Origin of the sequence: Arthrobacter sp. FW305-BF8 (genome assembly GCF_021789315.1) — a bacterium.
In the GTDB taxonomy this organism is placed as follows: Bacteria; Actinomycetota; Actinomycetes; order Actinomycetales; family Micrococcaceae; genus Arthrobacter.
Genome location: NZ_CP084561.1, coordinates 3088281 through 3108445, shown reverse-complemented (window position 1 = coordinate 3108445; position 20165 = coordinate 3088281). Strand labels below are relative to the sequence as shown.

Here is a 20165-nt window from a genome sequence, read left to right as displayed (position 1 = left end):
GCGACAGGACCTGAGGAAGGATCGCGGGAGAACCGACATGATCTGAGGAAGCGTCCCGAAAGGCATGGGGGCGCAGAGTACACATGGCGCAATAAAGCTTCCCGGCGCCGCCGCCGCTCCCTAGCCTTGCCCCATGGGCAAACTAAGCGTTCCAGGTAAACCGGGCAAACCGCGCAGTCAGGACGGGCCGGGCTCCGTCTTCGCCTTTCCCAACCCGGTCAACGAGTACGCCGCGCGCATCACCGCCGGGCTGGTGGTCCTGCTGGCGGCCGCGACGCTGCTCACCGGCTTCGGCTGGGGCCTGGCGGTCATTGCCGCCGGCTTTTGGCTGCGCGTGCTGTTCGGGCCGAGAATCTCACCGCTCGCCCTGCTTTCTGTCAGGGTCCTCACTCCGCGGCTGGGACGGGTCAAGCTGGTGCCCGGGCCGCCCAAGCGTTTCGCCCAAGGCATCGGCGCCGCGATGTCCACGGCGGCCGCCGTCCTGCTGGCCGCCGGCCTGGCGCCCGCCGCGTGGATTTTGCTGGCCGTGCTGATCGTTGCCGCCTCGCTGGAAGCCTTCGCCGGGTTCTGCCTCGGCTGTGCCATCTTTGGCCTGCTGCAGCGCCGAGGCCTCATTCCCGAGGATATCTGCGAGGCCTGCAACAACATTCCGCTCAGGCAGACGTGACGGCAACCAGCTGCCCGGCCATGCCTCGGATCACCTCGGGGGCCTCAAGGGCTTCCAGCCAGTCCACGGGCAGGCAGGCCGTGCCGTAGTACGCGCCCAGGATGTTGCCTGCGATGGACCCGGTGGAGTCGCTGTCGCCGCTGTGGTTGATGGCCACGGCGATGGCGGCCTTGAAATGGTCCGCCGGATCAGGCGCGCCATCTCCCTCTGATGGGGTGGCAGTCGCGAGGACCGCATAGAGTCCGACGGCGAGAGCCTCCTCTGCCACCCAGCCCTCACCGAGTTCACGGACCAGTTCCTCCGGGCTGAGCACGGTACCGGGTCCGGCCTGGCCGGCGAGACGGATTGCGGCCTCCAGCCGCTCATGGAGTTCAGGTGCTGCCTCCGGATCAGCCAGCACATGGGCGAGGGCTGCCTGCGCTGCCTCCGGCAGGCTGCCGCCCTGCACCAGCGAATGGATGAGCAGGCTGAAAACACCCGCGCTCTGCCGGGCCGAAGGATGCCCGTGCGTGAGTGAGGCCGCGTCGGCGCTCAACTTGTACACGGAGTCCGCGGGAATGTGCGGAACCAGCCCGAAGGGGGCGGAACGCATCACGGTTCCGCAGCCCTTCGATTCGGGATTGACCGGACGGGCGGCCGTTCCCATTTCGCCGGTGGCCAGCCCGCTCAGGCAGCCGTTGCCGGGCGCCCGCCGGTGCCGCAGCACTTCCTGGGCGTCAATCCAGCGGGGCTGCGGCCGCGGCGCAGATTCGGGAACGGGCACGCCCTGCGTGTCCAGCCAGCGCAGGTACGCAAGCCACACGCAGGCGTTGGCGTCGGCGCCGACACCCGAGTTGGCCCATTCCAGGGCCTCGACTATCCCGTCGACCGTGTACAGCGTCATCTGGGTGTCGTCCGAGAAGTGGGCTCCGCCGTCGATCGCGGAAAAATCCCGGAGCCCGGCGGCGCCGAAACGGCGCCGAATCTCGGTTATGGAATCGAACTCGACGGCGTAGCCGAGCGAGTCGCCCAGGGCGCCGCCGAGCAGGCAGCCATGGATGCGGGACTCGGGGGAGGGAACGGTGCCGGGAACAGTGCTCATGCAGGCAAATTTACCTTCCCGCCGGCGCTGTCCCGGCTCAGGCCTTCCGGATGCTGTGGTGTTGACCGCTGCGCCCCCGACTGGGCTGTGATGTCGCACTCGCAATGCCGGGGGCCCGGCCGCCGGACGATAAGCTCGGATTCAGCAACCGTCCAGACTTTGCTGCCAGACTGCTGGGGCCGGCTCCCGAAGCGAGCGCATTCCCCGCTGACAGAAACCAAAGGATTCCCCCATGAGCACGCCTGTGTCCGTCCCCCCGACCGATGACCGGCATTCCGCCGGAAGCAACGGATTCAAGCCCGGACTCCTGTCCAGGCTCGGAGCGGAGGCGTTCGGAACACTCTTTCTGGTGGTCGCCGGGCTGGGCGTGCCGCTCTTCACCCTGCCGCAGTCCAATCCGCTCCCTGGAGCACTCGCCGGAGGCCTGGCCGTGACGGCGGCGATGCTGGCCTTCGCATACATCTCTGGCGGGCACTTCAACCCGGCCATCACCCTGGGCAACCTCGTCGCCGGCAGGATCGGCATCGCCGCCGCGGCTGCCTACGTCGGCGCGCAGCTGGTCGGCGCAGCGGCAGGCGCGCTCGCCTTGTTCGGCATCCTTCGCACGGTGCCCAACATCCAGGACGCGCGTACGGCCTTCGACACTGTCACCGCCGGCTTCGGCGAGCACTCCGTGATCCAAACGTCGATGGCCGGCGTGCTGCTCGTGGAGGTGCTGGGAGCAGCCCTCCTGGTCGCCGTGTTCCTTGGCATGACGGCCCGCCGCAACAACCATGCGGCCGCCGCGCCCTTCGCCGTCGGGCTGGCATTTGCGGTGCTGCTGCAGCTGGGCCAGGCCCTTGGCAACGCGCCCTTCAACCCGGCCCGGGCCACCGCCTCGGCGCTCTTCAGCAGCAGCTGGGCGCTGGAGCAGCTCTGGCTGTTCTGGGTGGCCCCGATCGTCGGTGCCGGCATCGCAGGACTTGTTTTTCGTGGGTTCGCCGACGCCCAGGGCCGCGGTGCCGCCGTCGCGGACCACGCCGACGACGCCGCGGGCCACGCCGACGACGCCGCGGATTCCGCGTCTGACCCTGAGGACGACTTCGACGGCACCTCGGGCCGAGAAGCAGCCGAAAAGCCCGCGGCCGCAGCGCCTGGCGCAGGCGGCGACGATGCGCGCGACTTCTTCGACGGGCCGCGCAGCAAGGAGTCCTGACGCGCCGAGGCGCGGGGTCGGCTATTTTGTCGGTGCCCGCGTCTAGCTTATGAATATGCGGTTATTGCACACTTCCGACTGGCACCTGGGCCGGTCCTTCCACGGCGTCGGCATGCTGGACGCCCAGCGCGCCTTTGTCGATCAACTGGTAGCCCGGGTCAGGGAACTCTCCGTCGACGTCGTGCTGATCGCCGGCGACGTCTACGACAGGGCACTGCCCGGCGTCGATGTGGTCGACCTCCTGGACGATGCGCTGGTCCGGCTGACCGGGGCAGGCGCACAGGTGGTGCTGACCAGCGGAAACCATGACTCCGCCATCCGGCTCGGCTTCGCCTCCCGGCTTCTGGAGAAGGGCGGTGTTCACCTGCGGACCCGCCTGCAGGAGCTGGACGTCCCTGTCCTGCTGCCTCTCGGCGGCACGGGGACCGACCCGGTACTGGCCATCTATGGCATCCCTTGGCTCGAACCCCGGCTGGTCGCCGAACAGCTGGGAGTGGACACCGCCAGCCACTTCGAAGTCACCCGGGCCGCCACGGAACGCGTCAGGGCCGACGTCGCCACGCGCAGCGAATCCCGGACGGTCCATTCCGTTGTGCTTGCACACACCTTCGCCAGCGGGGGCATCAGCTCAGACAGCGAACGCGATCTCAGCATCGGGGGAGTGGGTGCCGTGCCGCTGGACCTGTTTGACGGCTTCAGCTACACAGCACTTGGCCATCTGCACGGCCGGCAGTCCCTGTCCACCGAGGTGCGGTATTCGGGCTCGCCGCTGGCCTACTCGTTCTCCGAAGCAAAGCACCAGAAGGGCGGCTGGCTCGTTGACGTTGACGGGTCCGGGGTCACGGCCGTGGAGGAGATCCTCTGGGACGCGCCGCGGAAACTTGCCGTCCTCCGGGGGACACTCGACGGGCTGCTGGAGTCCTCGGAGCACGCCTGGGCCGAGCAAGCCTACTGCCAGGTGACCCTGACGGACGCCCAGCGGCCGGCGCAGGCCATGGAGCGGCTGCGTGCCAGGTTCCCGGATACGCTCGTCCTCGGTTTCGAGCCGGAGGGCGCACCCGCCGCCTCGCAGGCGAGCTACAGCAGCCGGCTGGCGGAGGCGGAGGATGACCTCGCCGTCTGCTGCGGATTCCTGGAACACGTCCGCGGCCGGGAGCCGGACACGGCGGAACAGGCCGCCCTCACCGAAGCTTTGGAGAACGTGCGTCTGCAGGAGGCATCACTGTGAGGATCCATCGTCTGGAGATCTCCGCGTTCGGGCCGTTTGCCGGAACCGAGGAAATCGATTTCGACCGGCTGAGCGCCCACGGGCTGTTCCTGCTCAATGGCCCCACCGGCGCTGGCAAAACCAGCGTGCTGGATGCCATCTGCTATGCCCTCTACGGGTCCGTGCCGGGCGCGCGGCAGGACGGAAAGAGACTGCGCAGCGACCATGCCGACTCGGCTGCCGAACCCCGCGTGACCTGCGAATTCACGGCCCGGGGCAGGCGTTTTGAGGTCTCCCGCACGCCGGCCTGGGACAAGCCCAGCACCCGCGGACGGAACGGGTTCACCACGCAGCAGGCCAAAACGCTGCTGCGTGAACGGGTGGCAGGTGCGTGGGTGGAAAAGTCCGGCCGGAACGACGAAGCCGGGGCGGAGATCACCGCGCTCCTCGGCATGGACCGGGAGCAGTTCACCCGCGTGGTTCTGCTCCCCCAGGGGGACTTCGCCGCGTTCCTCCGGTCCAAGGCTTCGGACCGCCTCGACCTGCTGCAGAAGCTCTTCGGAACCGAACGGTTCGAGGCAGTGGAACGGGAGCTTGGGTTACAGGCCGCCCGGGCTGTCAGTGAAGTAGCCGATCTTGAGGGCAGGCTGGCCCTGCTGGTGGCGAGGGCCAGGGCGGAGGCCACGGCCCTCGAAGTCGACCCCGACGCGGCGCCGGAACCCGACGGCGGTCCCGAACTGCTGTCATGGCTGGAGTCTGCCGCCTCCGAGCGTGCCTCTGCCCTGGCCGGGGATGCGGCTTCCGCCGAGGTGCAGCGCCGCGGGTGCAGGGAGCGGCTCGAAGCGGGGCTGGCAAGGGAGGACAGGCGCCTGAAGCTTGCTGCTGCCCTGCGCCGGAGGGCAGATGCAGAGGCCGCCGCGCCTGGACTGGCCAGCGCGGGAGCCGCGCTTGACCTGCACCGGAAGGCCGAGCTCCTGGGCGGCCAGCTGAAGGCCGTGACCGCCGCCGAATCTTTGCTTGCACGGGCGGAAAGAGCTGCGGACCTCGCCTTTGCGGGCGTGCGGGAGGCAGTGAGCTCAAGCTCGGAACTGCCAGTTATGGAACTGGCAGTTATGGAACACCGCACCGCGGAACACGGCACTGCAAAACACGGCACCGTGATTGAACACAGCGCCCTCGCACAACACGCCGCCGTCGACGTCGCCGCAGAGCTTTCGCGGCTGCGCTCGCTGGCCGCTGTGATCGGTGAACGCCTTGCCGATGAGGACCGGTTGGGTGGCCTGCACGCACGGGCCGCCGGGCTTGGGCAGCGGCGGCAGGAACTTACCCGTTCCGGAGATGACCAGGCCGTCAGGCTGCTTTCCCTCCGCACCGAGGTGGAGGCTCTGCGCGCAGCGCTGGAGCCGCTGGAACAGCTGGCAGGGGAATCCGTGCTGCGGACCAAGGAAGCCGCAGCCGCCGACGAGCTGGTGGATGTTGTCCGGCGCTACGGCATTGCTGCGGCCGCATGCGCTGCGGTCACCGAGCGGCACCTCAAAGGCCGGGAACACCACCAGGAACTGCGCCGGCAATGGCTGGACGTCCGGGAAGAACGCCTTGCCAATGCGGCGGCCGAATTGGCTTCGCGCCTGGAACACGGGGCGCCCTGCCCCGTCTGCGGCAGCCCGGAGCACCCCGAGCCGGTTCCCGCCGGGGACTCCGTCCTGGGGCTTGCCGAGAAAGAGGAACGGGCCAAGGAGCGCAGCGAGGCGGCCGAAAGGGCGCTGGCTGCACTGGAAGCAGAGCTTTCCGAGGCCAGGCAGCTAGTCGCCGTTCTCGCCGGCCAAAACGGCGACACCGATCCCGCCGAAGCGGCGGAAGCCGCCCAGTCCGCCCGGGAAGCTGCTGCCGAGGCGGCTGCGGCCGTAGGGGAACTGGCAGCGAGCAGGAGCCGGCAGGAGGAACTGGCTGAGCGCATCGAGGCCACGGAGCAGCTGCGAGTGGACCTGCTGTCGCAGTTGGCGCAAACAGAATCCGCCCTGACCGAGATCGAGGGGCAGTCCAACGCCTTGGAATCGTCGCTCGAAACGCTTCGTGCCGGCCACGCCAGCCTCGCTCTCCGCAGCGACGCCGTCGCCCAGCTTGTCGACATTCTCGAACAGGCAGACGCTGCCCGGTCGCAGCTGGACCAGGCTGCCGCCCGGCTGGCAGAGGCCCGGACCGGGCTGGACCGCGCTCTTCCCGAGGCCGGATTCGCGTCCGCCGCCGAGGCCCGCCAGGCCCTGCTGCCGGGGACGGAAGCGGCGAGGCTGGAGTCTGCCGTCCAGGCCGGGCGCGACGAGGAGGTACGGCTGGAGGAACTGTTCGCCAGTGAAGAGCTCGTTGTCGCAGCCAGGGAACGCAGCGCCAGGGAAGACGAAAGCGGCTCCACGACCACCCCAGCGGACCTGGTCCTGCTGCGCACCGAAGCCGAACAGGCCGCCGAGGCAGCAAAGGACATCGAATTGGCGGCGGGTATGGCGCGGCAGGCCGCCCAGACGCTGGGACGCCTCCGTACGGAGTACGGGGAACTCGCTGAATCCGGCCGGGAGCCCCGGGAACGCGCCGAACTCCTGAAAGGCCTCGCCGAAGCGGCACGCGGCTCCGGCGACAACAGCTACCGAATGAGCCTTAACGCATACGTCCTGGCGGCGAGGCTCGAACAGGTCGCCATTGCCGCGTCGGAAAGGCTCGTGGCCATGAGCGACGGCCGCTACACCCTGCAGCACTCGGACGCGCGGGCAGCCCGGAACGCCAAGTCCGGGCTCGGGCTGGAAGTCGTGGACGAATGGACCGGCCGCCGCCGCGACACCTCGACCCTCTCCGGCGGGGAATCGTTCATGGCCTCACTGTCGCTGGCCCTTGGCCTCGCGGACGTGGTGCAGCAGGAAGCCGGCGGTGTCGACATTGAAACGCTGTTCGTCGACGAGGGCTTCGGCAGCCTCGACGAGCAGGCACTGGAGCAGGTCATGGATGCACTGGAGGGCCTCCGCGACGGGGGCCGCGTGGTCGGCCTCGTGAGCCACGTGGGGGAGATGAAGCAGCGCATCGGCAGCCAGCTCCAGGTGGTGAAGCAGCGCAACGGCTCCACGGTGCACATCGTTGATGCGCTCGTAACGGTCTGAACCAGGTGATGCCCGCCCCGCGGCGGGCGGGGTCCAGTACCATGGGACTGTTACCGGGTTCAGCGCATCGGGAGGAGGGACGATGCGCACGACTGAACGAGCCCGCATACATGAGCACTTCAACGGCGCCCCAACCGCCCGCCGACCCCCGTCCCATTGCCCCGTCCGCCAACACTCAGGCGCCCGTCCCGCAGTTCGGTGGCCGTTTCGCGCGCCTGCCGGCGCTGGCGGGCAGGGGATTCCTGCCAGTGGGCCTCTTTGCCCGCCTGCCCCTTGCGATGCTGACCCTGGGAACCCTCACCCTTGCCACGTCGGTCACCGGCTCCTACGCCGTAGGCGGGGCCGCTGCCGGCGCCGTCGGTATCGGCTCGGCCGTCGGTGCGCCGATCCTCGGCTGGCTGGCCGACCGGCTCGGCCAGCGCCCGGTACTGCTGATCTCGGCCGTCCTGAACGTCGTGGCCGTACTTGCCGTCATTGCCACCGCGTATCTGATTCCCGGCGTGCACGACGTCGGCGCCGCCCGGGGCGTCATCGCGGCCGCTCTGGCGGCCGGCCTAAGCTGCCCCCAGGTTGGCCCGCTGGCCCGCGTCCGGTGGATGGCGCTCACAGCCGAAAGTCGGCGGGCCGGGGACAGCACCGATCTGGATGTCGCGCTGTCCTATGAGAGCACGGCCGACGAACTGACCTTCGTGCTCGGTCCGGCCCTTGTGGGCGTGCTGGCAAGCTTGGTCGCCCCGTGGCTGCCGCTCGCCCTGGCCGCCGCGCTCACCCTCACACTCGTTCCCGCCTTCGCCGTCCACCGTACCCACGCCGCTGTTCCACGGCGGGCTGCCGCCGGCACCCGCGCCGGCAGCCGCGCAGTCAGGGGAAATGCCGCCGGAAATAATGCCGAAGCCCGGGCCGGCAGCCGCTTTGCCGGCCTGGCCGGCGTGGCACTGCCGGTCCTGGCCATGGTCTGCATGGGCACGTTTTTCGGCTCCACCCAGGCAGCCTTGAGCGCGTTTGCCGCCGCTTTCGCAACGTCGGAGGCGGCCGGTCTCCTGTACGCCGTCATGGGAATCAGCTCGGCCGCGGCCGCGATCTCGGTGGCCTACTGGCCGGCCGGCTTCCCCGCAACTGCCCGCTGGGTGACCGGGGCGGCGGCCATGGCCGGGCTCTCAGCCCTGCTGTTCCTGCCAGCCGACGGCTGGGGCATGGTGCTGGTACTGCTTGCGCTGGGCCTGCCGGTGGGCCCGGTCATGGTCACGGTGTTTGCCATCGGCGGGCTCGTGGCTCCCGCGGGCCGGCTGTCCACTGTGATGACGGCCCTCGCCAGCGGCATCGTCGCCGGCACGGCCCTGGGTTCCTCCCTCGGCGGCCAGTTGGCACAGGAAGGGGGCCACCACGCCGCCTTCCTCGTTTCGGCAGCCGCCGCGGCGGCGCTGTTCGCTCTCGGGGCGGCGGCCTCCGCCGTCGTCCGTTCCCGCAAGCGCTCAGCTCAGGCGAGCTGAGCTTCGATCCGGGCCGCGCTGGCCGTCAGGGCAGCGGCCACCTCGGCCGGATCCTCCGATGAGCGGATATAGACGACGGCGACAGCCGCCGGGCGTCCGCCGGGCACACGGACCGGCGCAGCAAGCGAAGAGACCCCCGCGATCACTTCGTCGTGGCTTGCCGCGTAACCGCGCTTGCGCGCCTCTCCCGCCTCGGGGCGGTACGGCACGGCGGGAGCCAGCTGGCTCCACTCGTGCTCGGTCAGGGCGGACTGTATGGCGATGCCTGGCGCGCCGGAACTGATCGGATGGCGGGACCCCGGGTGCTGCACCACTGTGGCGGCCGAATGCCGTGGTTCCACCGTCACGAGTGTCACGCATTCCTGGTGGTCCCATACCGCCACGAAGGCCGTCATGTTAAGTGTGTTGGCCAGCTGGGTCAGTTCCGGCAGCGCTGCGGTCTGGAGGTTCCGCGAAACGCCGCGCGCCAGAACGGCGAGGCCGGGGCCGGGCTGGACCCGCCCGGCGTCGTCGCGCACCAGAAGGGAGTGATCCTCAAGGGTCCGCAGGATCCGGTAGGCCACGGAACGGTGGACGCCCATCGCCTCCGCCAGCTCGGCGATGGTCAGCGGGCGCTCTGCGTCGGCAAGGATTTCCAATGCGCGGATGCCCCGTGAGAGCGTCTGCGATGGCGAGGTCTGGGCGGGCGCAACCTGCGCTGCGGCACCGGCGTTGGGAGTCATGCTGTCCATCCTAGGCAGGTAAAGCGGGGCGGCCGGCCAAAGGGGCTCACATGGCCTGTTGCCGCTCGTCGTTCTCTATGAGATTTCTGTGTTCAAATATGGAACATTGTAGCCGCTTGCGCACCAAACCGGCCCTAGGGTGCGCCAGATCACACTTCGTAGTATCCTCACACTAACTGACCGTTCGATCGGTAAATCGAACAGCTTCACATCAAACTTGGCAGTAGCACTGCCCCGGCCACGGAGTTTCAATGACCGCAACTTCACCCGTAGATTCAGAAGTTGGCCCCAGCAGCAAGCGGGAGGAACGCAAAGTCCTCGCCGGCACGCTGGTGGGCACCACCATCGAATGGTACGACTTCTTCATTTTCGCCCAGCTGACGGCAACCCTGCTGTCCCCGCTGTTCCTCGCCCCGCTCAACGCATCCAACCCGGGCCTGGCGCAGATCCTTTCCTTCGCCCTGATTGGCATCAGCTTCCTGTTCCGGCCGCTCGGCGCCATCGTTGCCGGACACCTGGGCGACCGCCTGGGCCGCAAAGCAATGCTGGTGTTCACCCTCATCATGATGGGCGCCGCAACGGCCCTGATTGGCATGCTGCCGACCTACGCCCAAATTGGCGCGTGGGCACCAATCCTGCTGATCCTCCTCCGGGTGCTCCAGGGCTTCTCCGCCGGCGGCGAATGGGGCGGTGCCGCCCTCATGGCTGTGGAGCACGCGCCGCTGCACAAAAGGGGGCTGTTCGGCGCCTACCCGCAGATCGGTGTTCCCGTGGGCATGATTCTGGCCACCGGGCTGCTGTTCTTCCTGAACTCCGGAATGTCGAAGGAAGATTTCGCCTCCTGGGGCTGGCGCGTTCCCTTCCTGCTCTCCATCGTGCTGATCGTGGTGGGTTACATCATCCGCCGCGCAGTCGGCGAAAGCCCGGTCTTCAAGGAAATGGCCGCGCGCAAGGCCGAAAGCAAGGCGCCCCTCGGCGAGCTCATCCGCCATCACAAGAAGGCGGTTCTGCACTCCACCCTGATCTTCATCGGCAACAACGCGGCAGGCTACCTCCTGATCGCCTTCTTCATCGCGTACGCCACCAGGACACTGAAGATGCCCACGCCGCAAATTCTGCTGGCCACCACGCTGGCATCCTTCGGGTGGCTGATCTTCACCCTGGTGGGCGGCTGGCTCTCGGACCGGATCGGCCGGGTCAAGACCTTCCTGACCGGCTACGCGATTGTCTTCGTCTGGATGATCCCAATGTTCGCCCTCATCGACACGAAGGACATCGTGCTCTACGGCGTGGCGCTGTTTGTCCTGACTGTGGGCCTGGGCCTGTCCTACGGCCCCATGTCGGCCATGTATGCGGAGATGTTCCCCGCCAACGTACGATACTCGGGGATTTCGATCGGCTACGCGTTCGGCGCCATCCTGGGCGGCGCGTTTGCCGCCACCATCGCCGAGTCACTCCTGCTGGCCACCAAGTGGACCGGCTCCATCGGCATCTACATCATGGTTCTGTGCGTCATCTCGGCTATCGGAGTGATCCTGGCGAAGGAGACTCGGGGCCGGCCCCTCGGCGTGAGCCGGCACTAGATGCGGGCGCCGTGCAGCAGGGCAATGGCGTCCTCGTCCCGCAGTTGCTCGAAGTGCCGGTAAAAGGCTCCCACTGCCCGGAACCTTCCGGGCAGGTGGAGACACAGGACATCGCACACACGGGACAATGACTTCTCTGCCTCGATCGAACCGACGGGCGCGGCGGCCACTACCGCTGCCGCGCCGGCCATCCGTACAGCCTCGACGGCCGCCCGCATGGTGGCCCCGGTCGCCAAGCCGTCGTCCACTAGCAGGGCCGTCTTGCCGTGAACATCGGGGTGCACGGCCGGATAGCTGTCGGCGCGGCGCATGAGTTCGGTCCGCTCCCGTTGCTCCACCTGGTCGAGCCACTCCTGCCGCACGCCGTCGTCCAGGATCCGCTCCACGAGCGGCCTGTTGAGAAGGCGGACGATCCTTCCGCCTGAGTAGGCGAGCGCGCCGTATGCGGTCTCGTCATGACCCGGTATGCCAAGCTTGCGGACCAGCAGGGCACCGAACGGCAGGTGCAGGACCTCGGCCGCGGCGGCGGCCACCGGAATGCCGCCCCGGGCCAGGCCCAGCACCAGGGTGTCCAGGCGCTCGCGGAACTGCGGCAGGGCGGCCGCAAGCTGCCGTCCTGCGTCTTCCCGGTCCTCAAAAACCATGCCCATGGGCTCCTCTTCCGGTGTCTCCGCCCCTAAAGTCCAGCCTACGCCGGTCGGCTTGGGTGGGAGCTGCCGGTTCCCTTAACTGCCGAGGAACGCGATGGCAGCCTGCTTGAAAGCGCGGCTGGTGATGGCGTTGGTGTGGGTGCGGCCGGGCAGCACCAGCTGCTCGGCCACGGAACCAGCCTTAGCTGCCAGTTCGGCAAGCTGCGGCATGGACGCGGCGCGTTCATCGTTTTCGCCGGCGACCAGCAACACGGGCATGTGCGGCACGGCCTCGGCCGGATCGTACGGTTCACCCTTGATGGCCTCCACCAGGGACAGCAGCGCGAAGATGTTGTTGCTCGGAAGCGCCTGCGCCATGCTGAGGAGCCCGGCAGTGGAGGCGTCGGCAATGGGCGTGCCGTCGGCCAGGTAGCGCTGGGCGGCGACGAGGTCGAAGGCTGCCAGCGGGTCCGCCATGTTGGGGCCGCCCAGGACGAGCCGGTGGACCAGTTCCGGCTGGGTGGCGCCGAACTCCCAGCCGAGCCGGGAACCGAGGGAGTAGCCGATCACGTCCAGCCCGCTGGCGGGGTCACCGTCGCGCAAAGGCCGGGCTCCGGCGTCGAACGCGATCTGCAGCAGGTCCGCCCTGATCCGGCTGGGGGAGTAGGAGTCCATGTCCTCCGGCGCGCCGCTCCGGCCGTGTCCGGGGAGATCGACGGCGATGACGCGGCGGCCGGCCTCCAGCAGCGCCGGGATCCAGCCGGTGTCTTCCCAGTTCAGCTTGCTGGACGCGGAGAAGCCGTGGATGAGCAGGATGGGGCGGAGTCCAGCGTCGTTCTGGGGGTCGTGCACCGCGACGTACAGCTGCGGGTCAGTGCCCTCGACCGTGTGGGAGTGCTGTTCGCCGGTGTGTCTGCCGCTCATCGCCTCAGTCCTCGTCAAGTCTCAGTCCTCATCATGTACTGGGCTCGCCGGGACTGCTTCGTCGCCGGTCCGCCGTGGATGGGCACCACTCTACCTGCCGGCGGAGCGGGAAAATCCACGGCTAGGAGCGCCGGGCGCGCCGGGATCCCGCGATCCGGGCACCGGCCCAGCAGGCGGCCGCGATGCCTGCAATCAGCAGCAGCGTGCTGATCAGCTGGATGCGGCTGCTCTCGGCGCTGAAACCCACGGCAAACACCAGCCCCAGCAGCACAAGGCCGAACACCGTGAGCCCGGGGAAGCCCCTCATCCGCAGCGGCAGGGGAGTGCCGTCACGGTCTGCCCGCCGGCGCAGGATGAGCTGGGAGACCAGCGCCGAACCCCAGACCACCAGACACGTTGACCCGACGAGCTGGAACAGGGCCGGCAGGATGCGCTCGGGGAACAGCAGTTCCAGGACCGTGGCGATGAAGCCGAACGCGACCGAGACGCCGACCGCGACCATCGGCACGCCCGCGCCGCTCAGCCGGGACAGGAACGCGGGAGCCTCGCCCCGCTCTGCCAGTGAGAACACCATGCGGGACGCCCCGTACAGGTTGGCGTTCAGGGCGGACAAAAGTGCGACGACGGCCACCAGGGTGATGGCGGTGGCGGCACCCGGGATGCGGGCGGCATCCAGGACGCCGGCAAACGGCGAGGACAGGGCCTCCGAGGTGGCCGGAAGAACGGCAGCGATCACGAAGACGGAGCCGATGTAGAAGACGAGGATCCGCCACACGACCGTCCGGATGGCCTTGGTGACGCTGTGCTCGGGGTTTTCGGTCTCAGCCGCTGCGACACTGACGATCTCCGTGCCGCCGAACGCAAAGATCACCACGAACAGTGCGGTTGCAATGCCGGCCAGGCCCGAGGGCGCGAAGTCCCCGGTGACGTTGGCCAGGCCCGGGGATGCCGCGTCCGGCAGCAGGCCCAGCAGCAGCGCGGCGCCGATGGCCAGGAACAGGACGATGGCGGTCACCTTGAGGATGGCAAACCAGAACTCGAACTCGCCGAAGTTCTTCACACCGGCCAGATTGATGCCAGTGAACACCACCATGAACACCAGGGAGAGCGCCCATACCGGAACCACCGGCCAAACTGAAAACAGCAGCCCCGCGGCGCCGAGCGCCTCGGCGGCGATGACCACCACCAGCTGCAGCCACCAGAGCCAGCCCACTGTTGCCCCAGCGGTCTTGCCCATGGCGCGTTCGGCGTAAACGGAGAAGGCTCCGCTGTTGGGGTTGGCTGCCGCCATTTCGCCGAGCGCCCACATGACCAGGATGATGAGCGTGCCGGCCACAAGGTAGGAAACCAAGACCGCCGGGCCGGCCGCCTGGACGCCGGCGCCGGAGCCCAGGAAAAGCCCGGCGCCTATGGCGCTGCCCAGGCCCATCATGGTGAGTTGCCTCGGCTTCATGCTGTGGCGGAGCTGTACTGCGGGTCGCTCCGCCGTGGACTTCGTCGTCATGCTGCGTACCTTCTTGGGGTTGGGGAACTGGTCCTTTTGGGACCTTTTGAATTTACACCCAACTTCCGGCGAAACATTTTGCATCCCGGACGACCGGTCGTAGAATCAGTTTGAGTCAACTTGACTATAACTAACTGGGGCGGGCACCAGACGGGCCCGCCGATCGCAGCGAAGCGGGTGATTACCGTGTACACCACCTCAGCCAACGTGGCCGAGCGGCAGTCCGCGCCGCCGTCGCTCGCCATTTCCACGGTGATTTTCGCCCTCCGTCCCAGCGAGTCCTCAGGCCGACCCACCCTGTGGATTCCGTTGGTCCGGCGGATCCGGGAGCCCTTCAAGGGGCTCTGGGCCCTGCCCGGCGGTCCGCTGACCCACGCTGAATCCCTGCAGGACGCCGCCTCGCGGAACCTGAGGGAAACAACCGGGCTGGCGCCCAGCTACCTCGAGCAGCTCTACGCCTTCGGCGGCCTGCACCGCTCGCCCACGCAGCGCGTGGTGTCCATCGTCTACTGGGCGCTGGTCCAGCCCACCGAAGCGGCGCTCGCGGACGAATCCGAGAACGTCCGGTGGTTCCGCGCCGACAAACTTGGCAGCCTGGCCTTCGACCACAACGGGATAGTGGACTACGCACTCTGGCGCCTGCGGAACAAGCTGGCCTACGGCTCCATCGCCTACCACTTCCTGGGGGAATACTTCACCCTCGCCCAGGTCCGCGAGGTCTACGAAGCCGTGCTGGACACGCAACTGGACCCCGCCAACTTCCGCCGGCAGATCAAGTCGACGCCGGAAATCGAAGAAACCGGTGAATACCTGCAGGGCGGCAAGCACCGCCCGCCGCGTCTTTACCGCTTTACCGGCCGCCCCGGCCTTGACCCAGATAACAGGAGCACCCCATGAGCAGCGTCAACACTGCCATCCAGCTGATCACGCGTGAACAGGCCGAGCTGGCCCAGGCTGCCGGCACCGCCGGCACCTGCAGCCCGGCGCTTGCCAAGGGTCCCTGGGAATACGACCTCGCGGAAACGCTCGCCGGCGTTCCCGCCTACGGTCCCGGCGCCTCCAGCGCGGACGTCGCGCCTGCCTCCACGCCGCGCCAGGGCCAGCTTCCCGAGGAGTACAAGATTGCCGGCGAAGCTGAACTCGATGCCCGGATCCGGGCTGCCAAGGCCACGCTCGGGGACCGCGCCGTCATCCTGGGCCACTTTTACCAGCGCGACGAGGTTGTCCAGTACGCCGATTTTGTCGGCGATTCATTCCAGCTGGCCAACGCCGCGCTGACCCGGCCCGATGCCGAAGCGATCGTGTTCTGCGGCGTGCACTTCATGGCCGAAACCGCTGACACCCTCTCCACGCCGGAGCAGGCGGTCATCCTGCCCAACCTTGCTGCCGGATGCTCCATGGCGGACATGGCCGACGCCGACTCCGTGGAGGACTGCTGGGAGCAGCTCGAGGAGATTTTCGGCACCGAGCCCGACGCAGAAGGCCGAGTTCCGGTCATCCCGGTCACCTATATGAATTCCTCCGCGGCGCTGAAGGCTTTCTGTGGCCGGAACGGCGGCATCGTCTGCACGTCCTCCAACGCCAAGTCGGTCCTCGAGTGGGCCTTCGAGCGCGGCCAGCGCGTCCTGTTCTTCCCGGACCAGCACCTCGGCCGGAACACGGCCAAGGCGCTGGGCGTTCCGCTCGAGCAGATGCCCATGTGGAACCCGCGCAAGGAACTTGGCGGCAACGACGAGCAGGCCCTGCTGGACTCCCGCGTGATCCTCTGGCATGGATTCTGCTCGGTCCACAAGCGCTTCAGCGTGGCCCAGATCGAGAAGGCACGCGCCGACTTCCCGGGCGTCAACGTCATCGTGCACCCGGAATGCCCCATGGAGGTGGTGGACGCGGCCGATTCCGCCGGGTCCACTGACTTCATCCAGAAGGCCATCGCGGCGGCCACCGAGCCCTCGGTGTTCGCGATCGGCACCGAGATCAACATGGTGAACCGGCTGGCGGCCCAGTACCCGCAGCACACCATCTTCTGCCTGGACCCCGTGATCTGCCCCTGCAGCACCATGTACCGGATCCACCCCGGCTACCTGGCCTGGGTGCTCGAAGAACTTGTCGCCGGCCGCGTTGTCAACCGCATCACCGTGGACGACGACGTGCAGCAGGACGCGAGGACCGCGCTCGAGCGCATGCTCGCTTCCAAGCCCCAATAGGGAGCCCGCAATGACCATCCCCAGCGAAAACGGCACCGCCGGCCGGCAGCGGCTCGCCGTCGTCGGCAGCGGCATCGCCGGCCTCTACGCCGCGCTGCTCGCGGCGGAGGCAGGCGCCGATGTGGTGCTGCTGACCAAGGGCGCGCTCGCGGACAGCAATACGTACTTCGCCCAGGGCGGCATTTCCGCCGTCCTGGACGAGCCGTCGCCCGGCGACACCGTCGCCGCCCACATCGCGGACACGCTGAGGGCTGGCGCCGGGCACTGCAACGCGGCGGCTGTCCGGGTGCTGTGCACCGAGGCGCGCCGGGACATCGCCGGGCTCGGACGCTTCGGCGTCCGCTTTGACCTGGACGACGACGGCGACCCCGCCCTGGGGCTCGAGGCGGCCCACTCCGCGCCGCGGATCCTGCACGCCGGCGGCGACGCCACCGGCGCGGGCATCGCCAACGCCCTGATCTGCGCCGTGCTGGCCGCGCAGGCCACTGGCAGGATCCGGCTGCTGGGCCACGCCAGCGTCACAGCCCTCCTCCAGCAGGGCCGGCGGGTCACCGGCGTTGAGTTCCTGCAGGACGGCCGGCCCGGCAGCATCCAGGCCGACGCGGTGCTGCTGGCCACCGGCGGGGCGGGTCAGCTGTTCGCCCAGACCACGAACCCATCCGTTGCCACCGCGGACGGACTGGCCCTCGCCTGGCGCGCCGGTGCCGCCGTGGCAGACCTGGAGTTCTTCCAGTTCCACCCCACCTGCCTCGTCCGCCAGGACAAGGGAGCAAAGTCCGACGGCGGCCAGGACCCGCTGCTGATTTCCGAGGCCGTCCGCGGTGAGGGTGCCGTCCTCGTGGACACACACGGCCACCGCTTCCTGCATGGGTACCACCCCGACGCCGAACTCGCCCCGCGCGACGTCGTTTCCCGTAGCATTGCCCTGCACCTTGCCGCGCTCGGTAACCCCAGCGGCCACGTTTACCTGGACGCCCGGGTTCTCGAAGACGCCAGGGGAGCAGGGTTCCTCAAGCGCCGCTTCCCGACCATCACACGGGGCACCCGCGAAGCCGGCATCGACTGGACCCGGGAGCCCGTTCCCGTCGCACCGGCCGCGCACTACTGGATGGGCGGCGTCTCCACCGACCTGCACGGCCGCACCACCGTCCCCGGGCTGTATGCCGCCGGAGAAGTAGCCTGCACCGGCGTCCAGGGCGCCAACCGGCTTGCCAGTAACTCGCTTCTCGAGGGACTGGTGTTCGGCCGGCGGGCTGTAGAAGCATTCCTGGCGGAACCGTCGCAAGACAGCACTACTCCGCGTGCTAGCTCAGCCGCTAGCGGCCTCCCCTTGACGCACGCTTCCGTTGCACTGTCCCGCGACTTCGTGGCGGACGACCAAAACGCTCCGCCCTACCCCGGGAAAAAGCGGGGAGATGGTCCTGAACGTGATGTGTCCGCGGTTCCCGGCGAGTTCTCTCGGGACGCCCTGCGGCGGCTGATGACTGCCAAGGCCGGGGTGTTGCGCAGTGGGGAGCTTCTGCGGGAGGCGGGGGCAGCGCTTGGGGCGTGGGCCGCCGTCGTGCGTCCTGAAGCGGTGCCGCAGTCGGTAGACCCGCGGACCCACGAGGACGCCAACCTGCTGCTCGCCGCGCAGTTGCTGGTCCACGCGGCGCGAGAGCGGCAGGTGTCGCTCGGCGCGCATTACCGGGATGACAGCCAGCCGGCAGATCTTCCAGTCGGCGACCTTGACGAAGAATTCAGAATGAGCCCGAAAGCGAGCCTTGTCCATGACTAGCCTGACCCTCCCTGCAGCACCCGTCCGCGAGATCCTGGAGCGGGCCTTCGCGGAGGATGCGCCCAGCGGTGACATCACCTCGCAGCTGCTGATCCCAGCCGAGGCCAGCGCCACCGCGGTGCTCAACGCCCGCGTCCCGGGCGTCTTCAGTGGCGGCAGCGTGTTCCGCGACGCCATGCTGATGGTGGACCCGGACACGCAGGTGGAGCTGCTCGTGGCCGACGGCGAAACCTTCGCCGCAGGGACAAAGCTGGCACGGGTCACCGGCCGGGCGCGCAGCGTGCTGCTGGCCGAGCGGGTGGGCCTGAACCTGGCGCAGCGAATGAGTGCCATCGCCACCAAGACAGCCGAATTCGTGGCACTGGCTGCCGGCACCAAGGCCCGCATCACGGACACCCGCAAGACCACCCCCGGCCTGCGGGTGCTGGAACGGTACGCCGTCCGCTGCGGCGGCGGCGCCAACCACCGCTACAGCCTGTCCGACGCCGTCCTGGCCAAGGACAACCACCTGGCCGTCATGACAGGGGGAGACCCGGCAAGGCTGACCGCGCTGCTCGCCGACGCGAAGGCCCAGCTCGGCCACACCACGCATTTCGAGGTGGAGGTGGACAGCGCTGAGCAGATCGAACCCGTCCTGGCCGCGGGCGTGGACACCATCATGCTGGACAACTTCAGCCCGGAGGAACTCCGTGCCGGCGTCCGGCAGGTGGCCGGGAGGGCCATTGTCGAGGCCAGCGGCAACGTCAACCTCCGCACCGTGGCGGACATCGCCGCCGCCGGCGTGGACGTCATCTCGGTCGGCGCCCTGACGCACAGCGTCACGGCCCTGGACCTCGGCCTGGACGTCGAACTGACAGTGGGGTGAGCACACCATGATCTTCCTGGACGCAGCAGCCACAACACCGGTCCGCCGGGAGGTGCTGGAGGCCATGTGGCCCTACCTCACCGGCGAGTTCGGCAACCCGTCAAGCCACCACTCGCTCGGTGACTCCGCCGCGCGGGCACTCGCGGACGCCCGGAAGACTGTGGCCGCGGTGCTCGGCTGCCGGCCAGGGGAGATCACCTTCACGGCGGGCGGCACGGAGGCGGACAACCTCGCCGTCAAGGGGATTGCCCTGGCCCGGCAGGCCGCGGACCCGGCGCTGAACCGGGTAGTGATCAGCGCCGTCGAGCATCCTGCTGTGGAGGAGTCCGCACGGTACCTCGAACGCTTCCACGGTATCGCCGTGGACGTCGTGCCGGTGGACGGGAACGGAACCGTGACCCCGGAGGCACTCGCCGCGGTGCTGCGGGACGAAACCGCGCTGGTCAGCATCATGTACGCCAACAACGAGGTGGGGACCGTCCAGCCGGTGGCCAAGCTTGCGGACCTGGCGCGGGGGCGGGGGATCCCGTTCCACACCGACGCCGTGCAGGCCGCCGGCTGGCTGCCGCTGGATGTGCGGGCACTCGGCGTGGACGCGCTGAGCATCTCCGGGCACAAGCTCGGGGCGCCCAAGGGCAACGGTGTCCTGTTCGTTCGCGGCCGGACCCGCATCGAGCCCCTGGTGCATGGCGGCGGCCAGGAACGCGGCCGGCGCTCGGGCACCGAAAACGTTGCCGGTGCCGTGGCGCTGGCCACCGCCCTCACCCTGGCGCACGCCGACCAGCCTGCGCTCGCGGCCCGCGTCACGGGACTGCGCGACCGTTTTATTGCCGCCGTGCTGGGCAGCATTCCCGGTGCGCTGCTGACCGGCCATCCGTCTGAGCGGCTGCCCTCCGTGGCGTCGTTCTGCTTCCCGGGCACCAGCGGAGAATCCGTGCTCCTCGAACTCGAGCGCCAGGGCGTGGTGTGCTCCAGCGGCTCGGCGTGCGCGGCCGGCTCCGATGCGCCGTCGCCGGTGCTGGTGGCACTCGGCATCGAAACGGAGGTGGCGCAGACCGCCGTGCGGTTCAGCTTTGATTCGTCGGTGACCGCCGCGGACCTGGAGGCGGCCGCCGCGGCGGTGACGGCCGCCGTCGGAAGCGTCCGGAACCTGGGCCTGATTCCGGGTTAAGGT

Annotated in this window: 16 protein-coding genes; 11 read left to right on the top strand and 5 right to left on the bottom strand. The window is 68.8% G+C overall.

The features are described 5' to 3' along the window. Nucleotides 1-133: 133 nt before the first annotated feature. Nucleotides 134-667, top strand: a complete 534-nt coding sequence (locus LFT45_RS13940) for a DUF4395 domain-containing protein (protein WP_236803921.1) — start codon at nucleotides 134-136, stop codon at nucleotides 665-667. On the opposite strand, the gene LFT45_RS13935 is transcribed toward LFT45_RS13940, so the two are convergent. Further along, nucleotides 654-1748: an ADP-ribosylglycohydrolase family protein gene (locus LFT45_RS13935; RefSeq protein ID WP_236803919.1), complete on the bottom strand. Its 1095-nt coding sequence runs from the start codon at nucleotides 1746-1748 to the stop codon at nucleotides 654-656. The genes LFT45_RS13940 and LFT45_RS13935 overlap by 14 nt on opposite strands. Nucleotides 1749-1980: 232 nt before the next feature. On the opposite strand from LFT45_RS13935, the gene LFT45_RS13930 reads away from it, so the two are divergent. From LFT45_RS13930 to LFT45_RS13915, 4 genes are all read left to right on the top strand, one after another. Beyond that, nucleotides 1981-2943, top strand: a complete 963-nt coding sequence (locus LFT45_RS13930) for an MIP/aquaporin family protein (protein ID WP_236803917.1) — start codon at nucleotides 1981-1983, stop codon at nucleotides 2941-2943. Nucleotides 2944-2998: 55 nt separating this feature from the next. Beyond that, on the top strand, nucleotides 2999-4171 hold the full coding sequence (locus LFT45_RS13925; protein ID WP_236803916.1) for an exonuclease SbcCD subunit D: 1173 nt from the start codon (nucleotides 2999-3001) through the stop codon (nucleotides 4169-4171). Then, nucleotides 4168-7293 carry an AAA family ATPase gene (locus tag LFT45_RS13920; RefSeq protein ID WP_236803914.1) on the top strand — a complete coding sequence of 1042 codons (3126 nt, stop codon included), beginning with the start codon at nucleotides 4168-4170 and terminating at the stop codon, nucleotides 7291-7293. Before LFT45_RS13925 ends, LFT45_RS13920 begins: the two co-directional genes overlap by 4 nt. A 110-nt stretch (nucleotides 7294-7403) precedes the next feature. After that, nucleotides 7404-8783: an MFS transporter gene (locus LFT45_RS13915; protein ID WP_236803912.1), complete on the top strand. Its 1380-nt coding sequence runs from the start codon at nucleotides 7404-7406 to the stop codon at nucleotides 8781-8783. On the opposite strand, the gene LFT45_RS13910 is transcribed toward LFT45_RS13915, so the two are convergent. After that, nucleotides 8771-9505 (bottom strand): IclR family transcriptional regulator, encoded by a 735-nt coding sequence (locus LFT45_RS13910; RefSeq protein WP_236803910.1) that lies wholly within the window; start codon nucleotides 9503-9505, stop codon nucleotides 8771-8773. The two genes, LFT45_RS13915 and LFT45_RS13910, sit on opposite strands and share 13 nt — an antisense overlap. Nucleotides 9506-9756: 251 nt before the next feature. Between LFT45_RS13910 and LFT45_RS13905 the strand changes: the two genes are divergently transcribed. Then, nucleotides 9757-11088, top strand: a complete 1332-nt coding sequence (locus LFT45_RS13905; protein WP_236803908.1) for an MFS transporter — start codon at nucleotides 9757-9759, stop codon at nucleotides 11086-11088. Here LFT45_RS13905 and LFT45_RS13900 read toward each other — a convergent pair. The 3 genes from LFT45_RS13900 to LFT45_RS13890 all read right to left on the bottom strand — a co-directional run bounded on the left by LFT45_RS13900 (nucleotide 11085) and on the right by LFT45_RS13890 (nucleotide 14145). Beyond that, nucleotides 11085-11738 (bottom strand): phosphoribosyltransferase, encoded by a 654-nt coding sequence (locus tag LFT45_RS13900; protein ID WP_236803907.1) that lies wholly within the window; start codon nucleotides 11736-11738, stop codon nucleotides 11085-11087. The genes LFT45_RS13905 and LFT45_RS13900 overlap by 4 nt on opposite strands. A gap of 75 nt (nucleotides 11739-11813) precedes the next feature. Beyond that, nucleotides 11814-12641, bottom strand: a complete 828-nt coding sequence (locus LFT45_RS13895) for an alpha/beta fold hydrolase (RefSeq protein ID WP_236803905.1) — start codon at nucleotides 12639-12641, stop codon at nucleotides 11814-11816. A gap of 121 nt (nucleotides 12642-12762) precedes the next feature. Next, nucleotides 12763-14145, bottom strand: coding sequence for an amino acid permease (locus LFT45_RS13890; RefSeq protein WP_236803903.1), 1383 nt, complete (start codon nucleotides 14143-14145; stop codon nucleotides 12763-12765). Between the two features lie 186 nt (nucleotides 14146-14331). Here LFT45_RS13890 and LFT45_RS13885 point away from each other — a divergent pair, with 186 nt between their 5' ends. From LFT45_RS13885 to LFT45_RS13865, 5 genes are read left to right on the top strand one after another with little or no spacing between them, the layout of a single operon-like run. Further along, complete coding sequence (locus tag LFT45_RS13885; RefSeq protein ID WP_236809353.1) at nucleotides 14332-15042, top strand: NUDIX hydrolase; 711 nt, start codon at nucleotides 14332-14334, stop codon at nucleotides 15040-15042. Next, nucleotides 15039-16349: a quinolinate synthase NadA gene (nadA, locus tag LFT45_RS13880; protein ID WP_236803901.1), complete on the top strand. Its 1311-nt coding sequence runs from the start codon at nucleotides 15039-15041 to the stop codon at nucleotides 16347-16349. Before LFT45_RS13885 ends, nadA begins: the two co-directional genes overlap by 4 nt. Before the next feature lie 10 nt (nucleotides 16350-16359). After that, a complete protein-coding gene (gene nadB / locus LFT45_RS13875; RefSeq protein WP_236803899.1) occupies nucleotides 16360-18126 on the top strand; it encodes an L-aspartate oxidase in 1767 nt (588 codons plus the stop codon). Then, complete coding sequence (gene nadC, locus LFT45_RS13870) at nucleotides 18119-18991, top strand: carboxylating nicotinate-nucleotide diphosphorylase (RefSeq protein ID WP_236803897.1); 873 nt, start codon at nucleotides 18119-18121, stop codon at nucleotides 18989-18991. The genes nadB and nadC overlap by 8 nt, the downstream gene beginning before the upstream one ends. Before the next feature lie 7 nt (nucleotides 18992-18998). Then, the gene (locus tag LFT45_RS13865) at nucleotides 18999-20162 is read left to right on the top strand and encodes a cysteine desulfurase family protein (protein WP_236803895.1); all 1164 of its coding nucleotides are present in this window, start codon (nucleotides 18999-19001) and stop codon (nucleotides 20160-20162) included. Nucleotides 20163-20165: the final 3 nt, after the last annotated feature.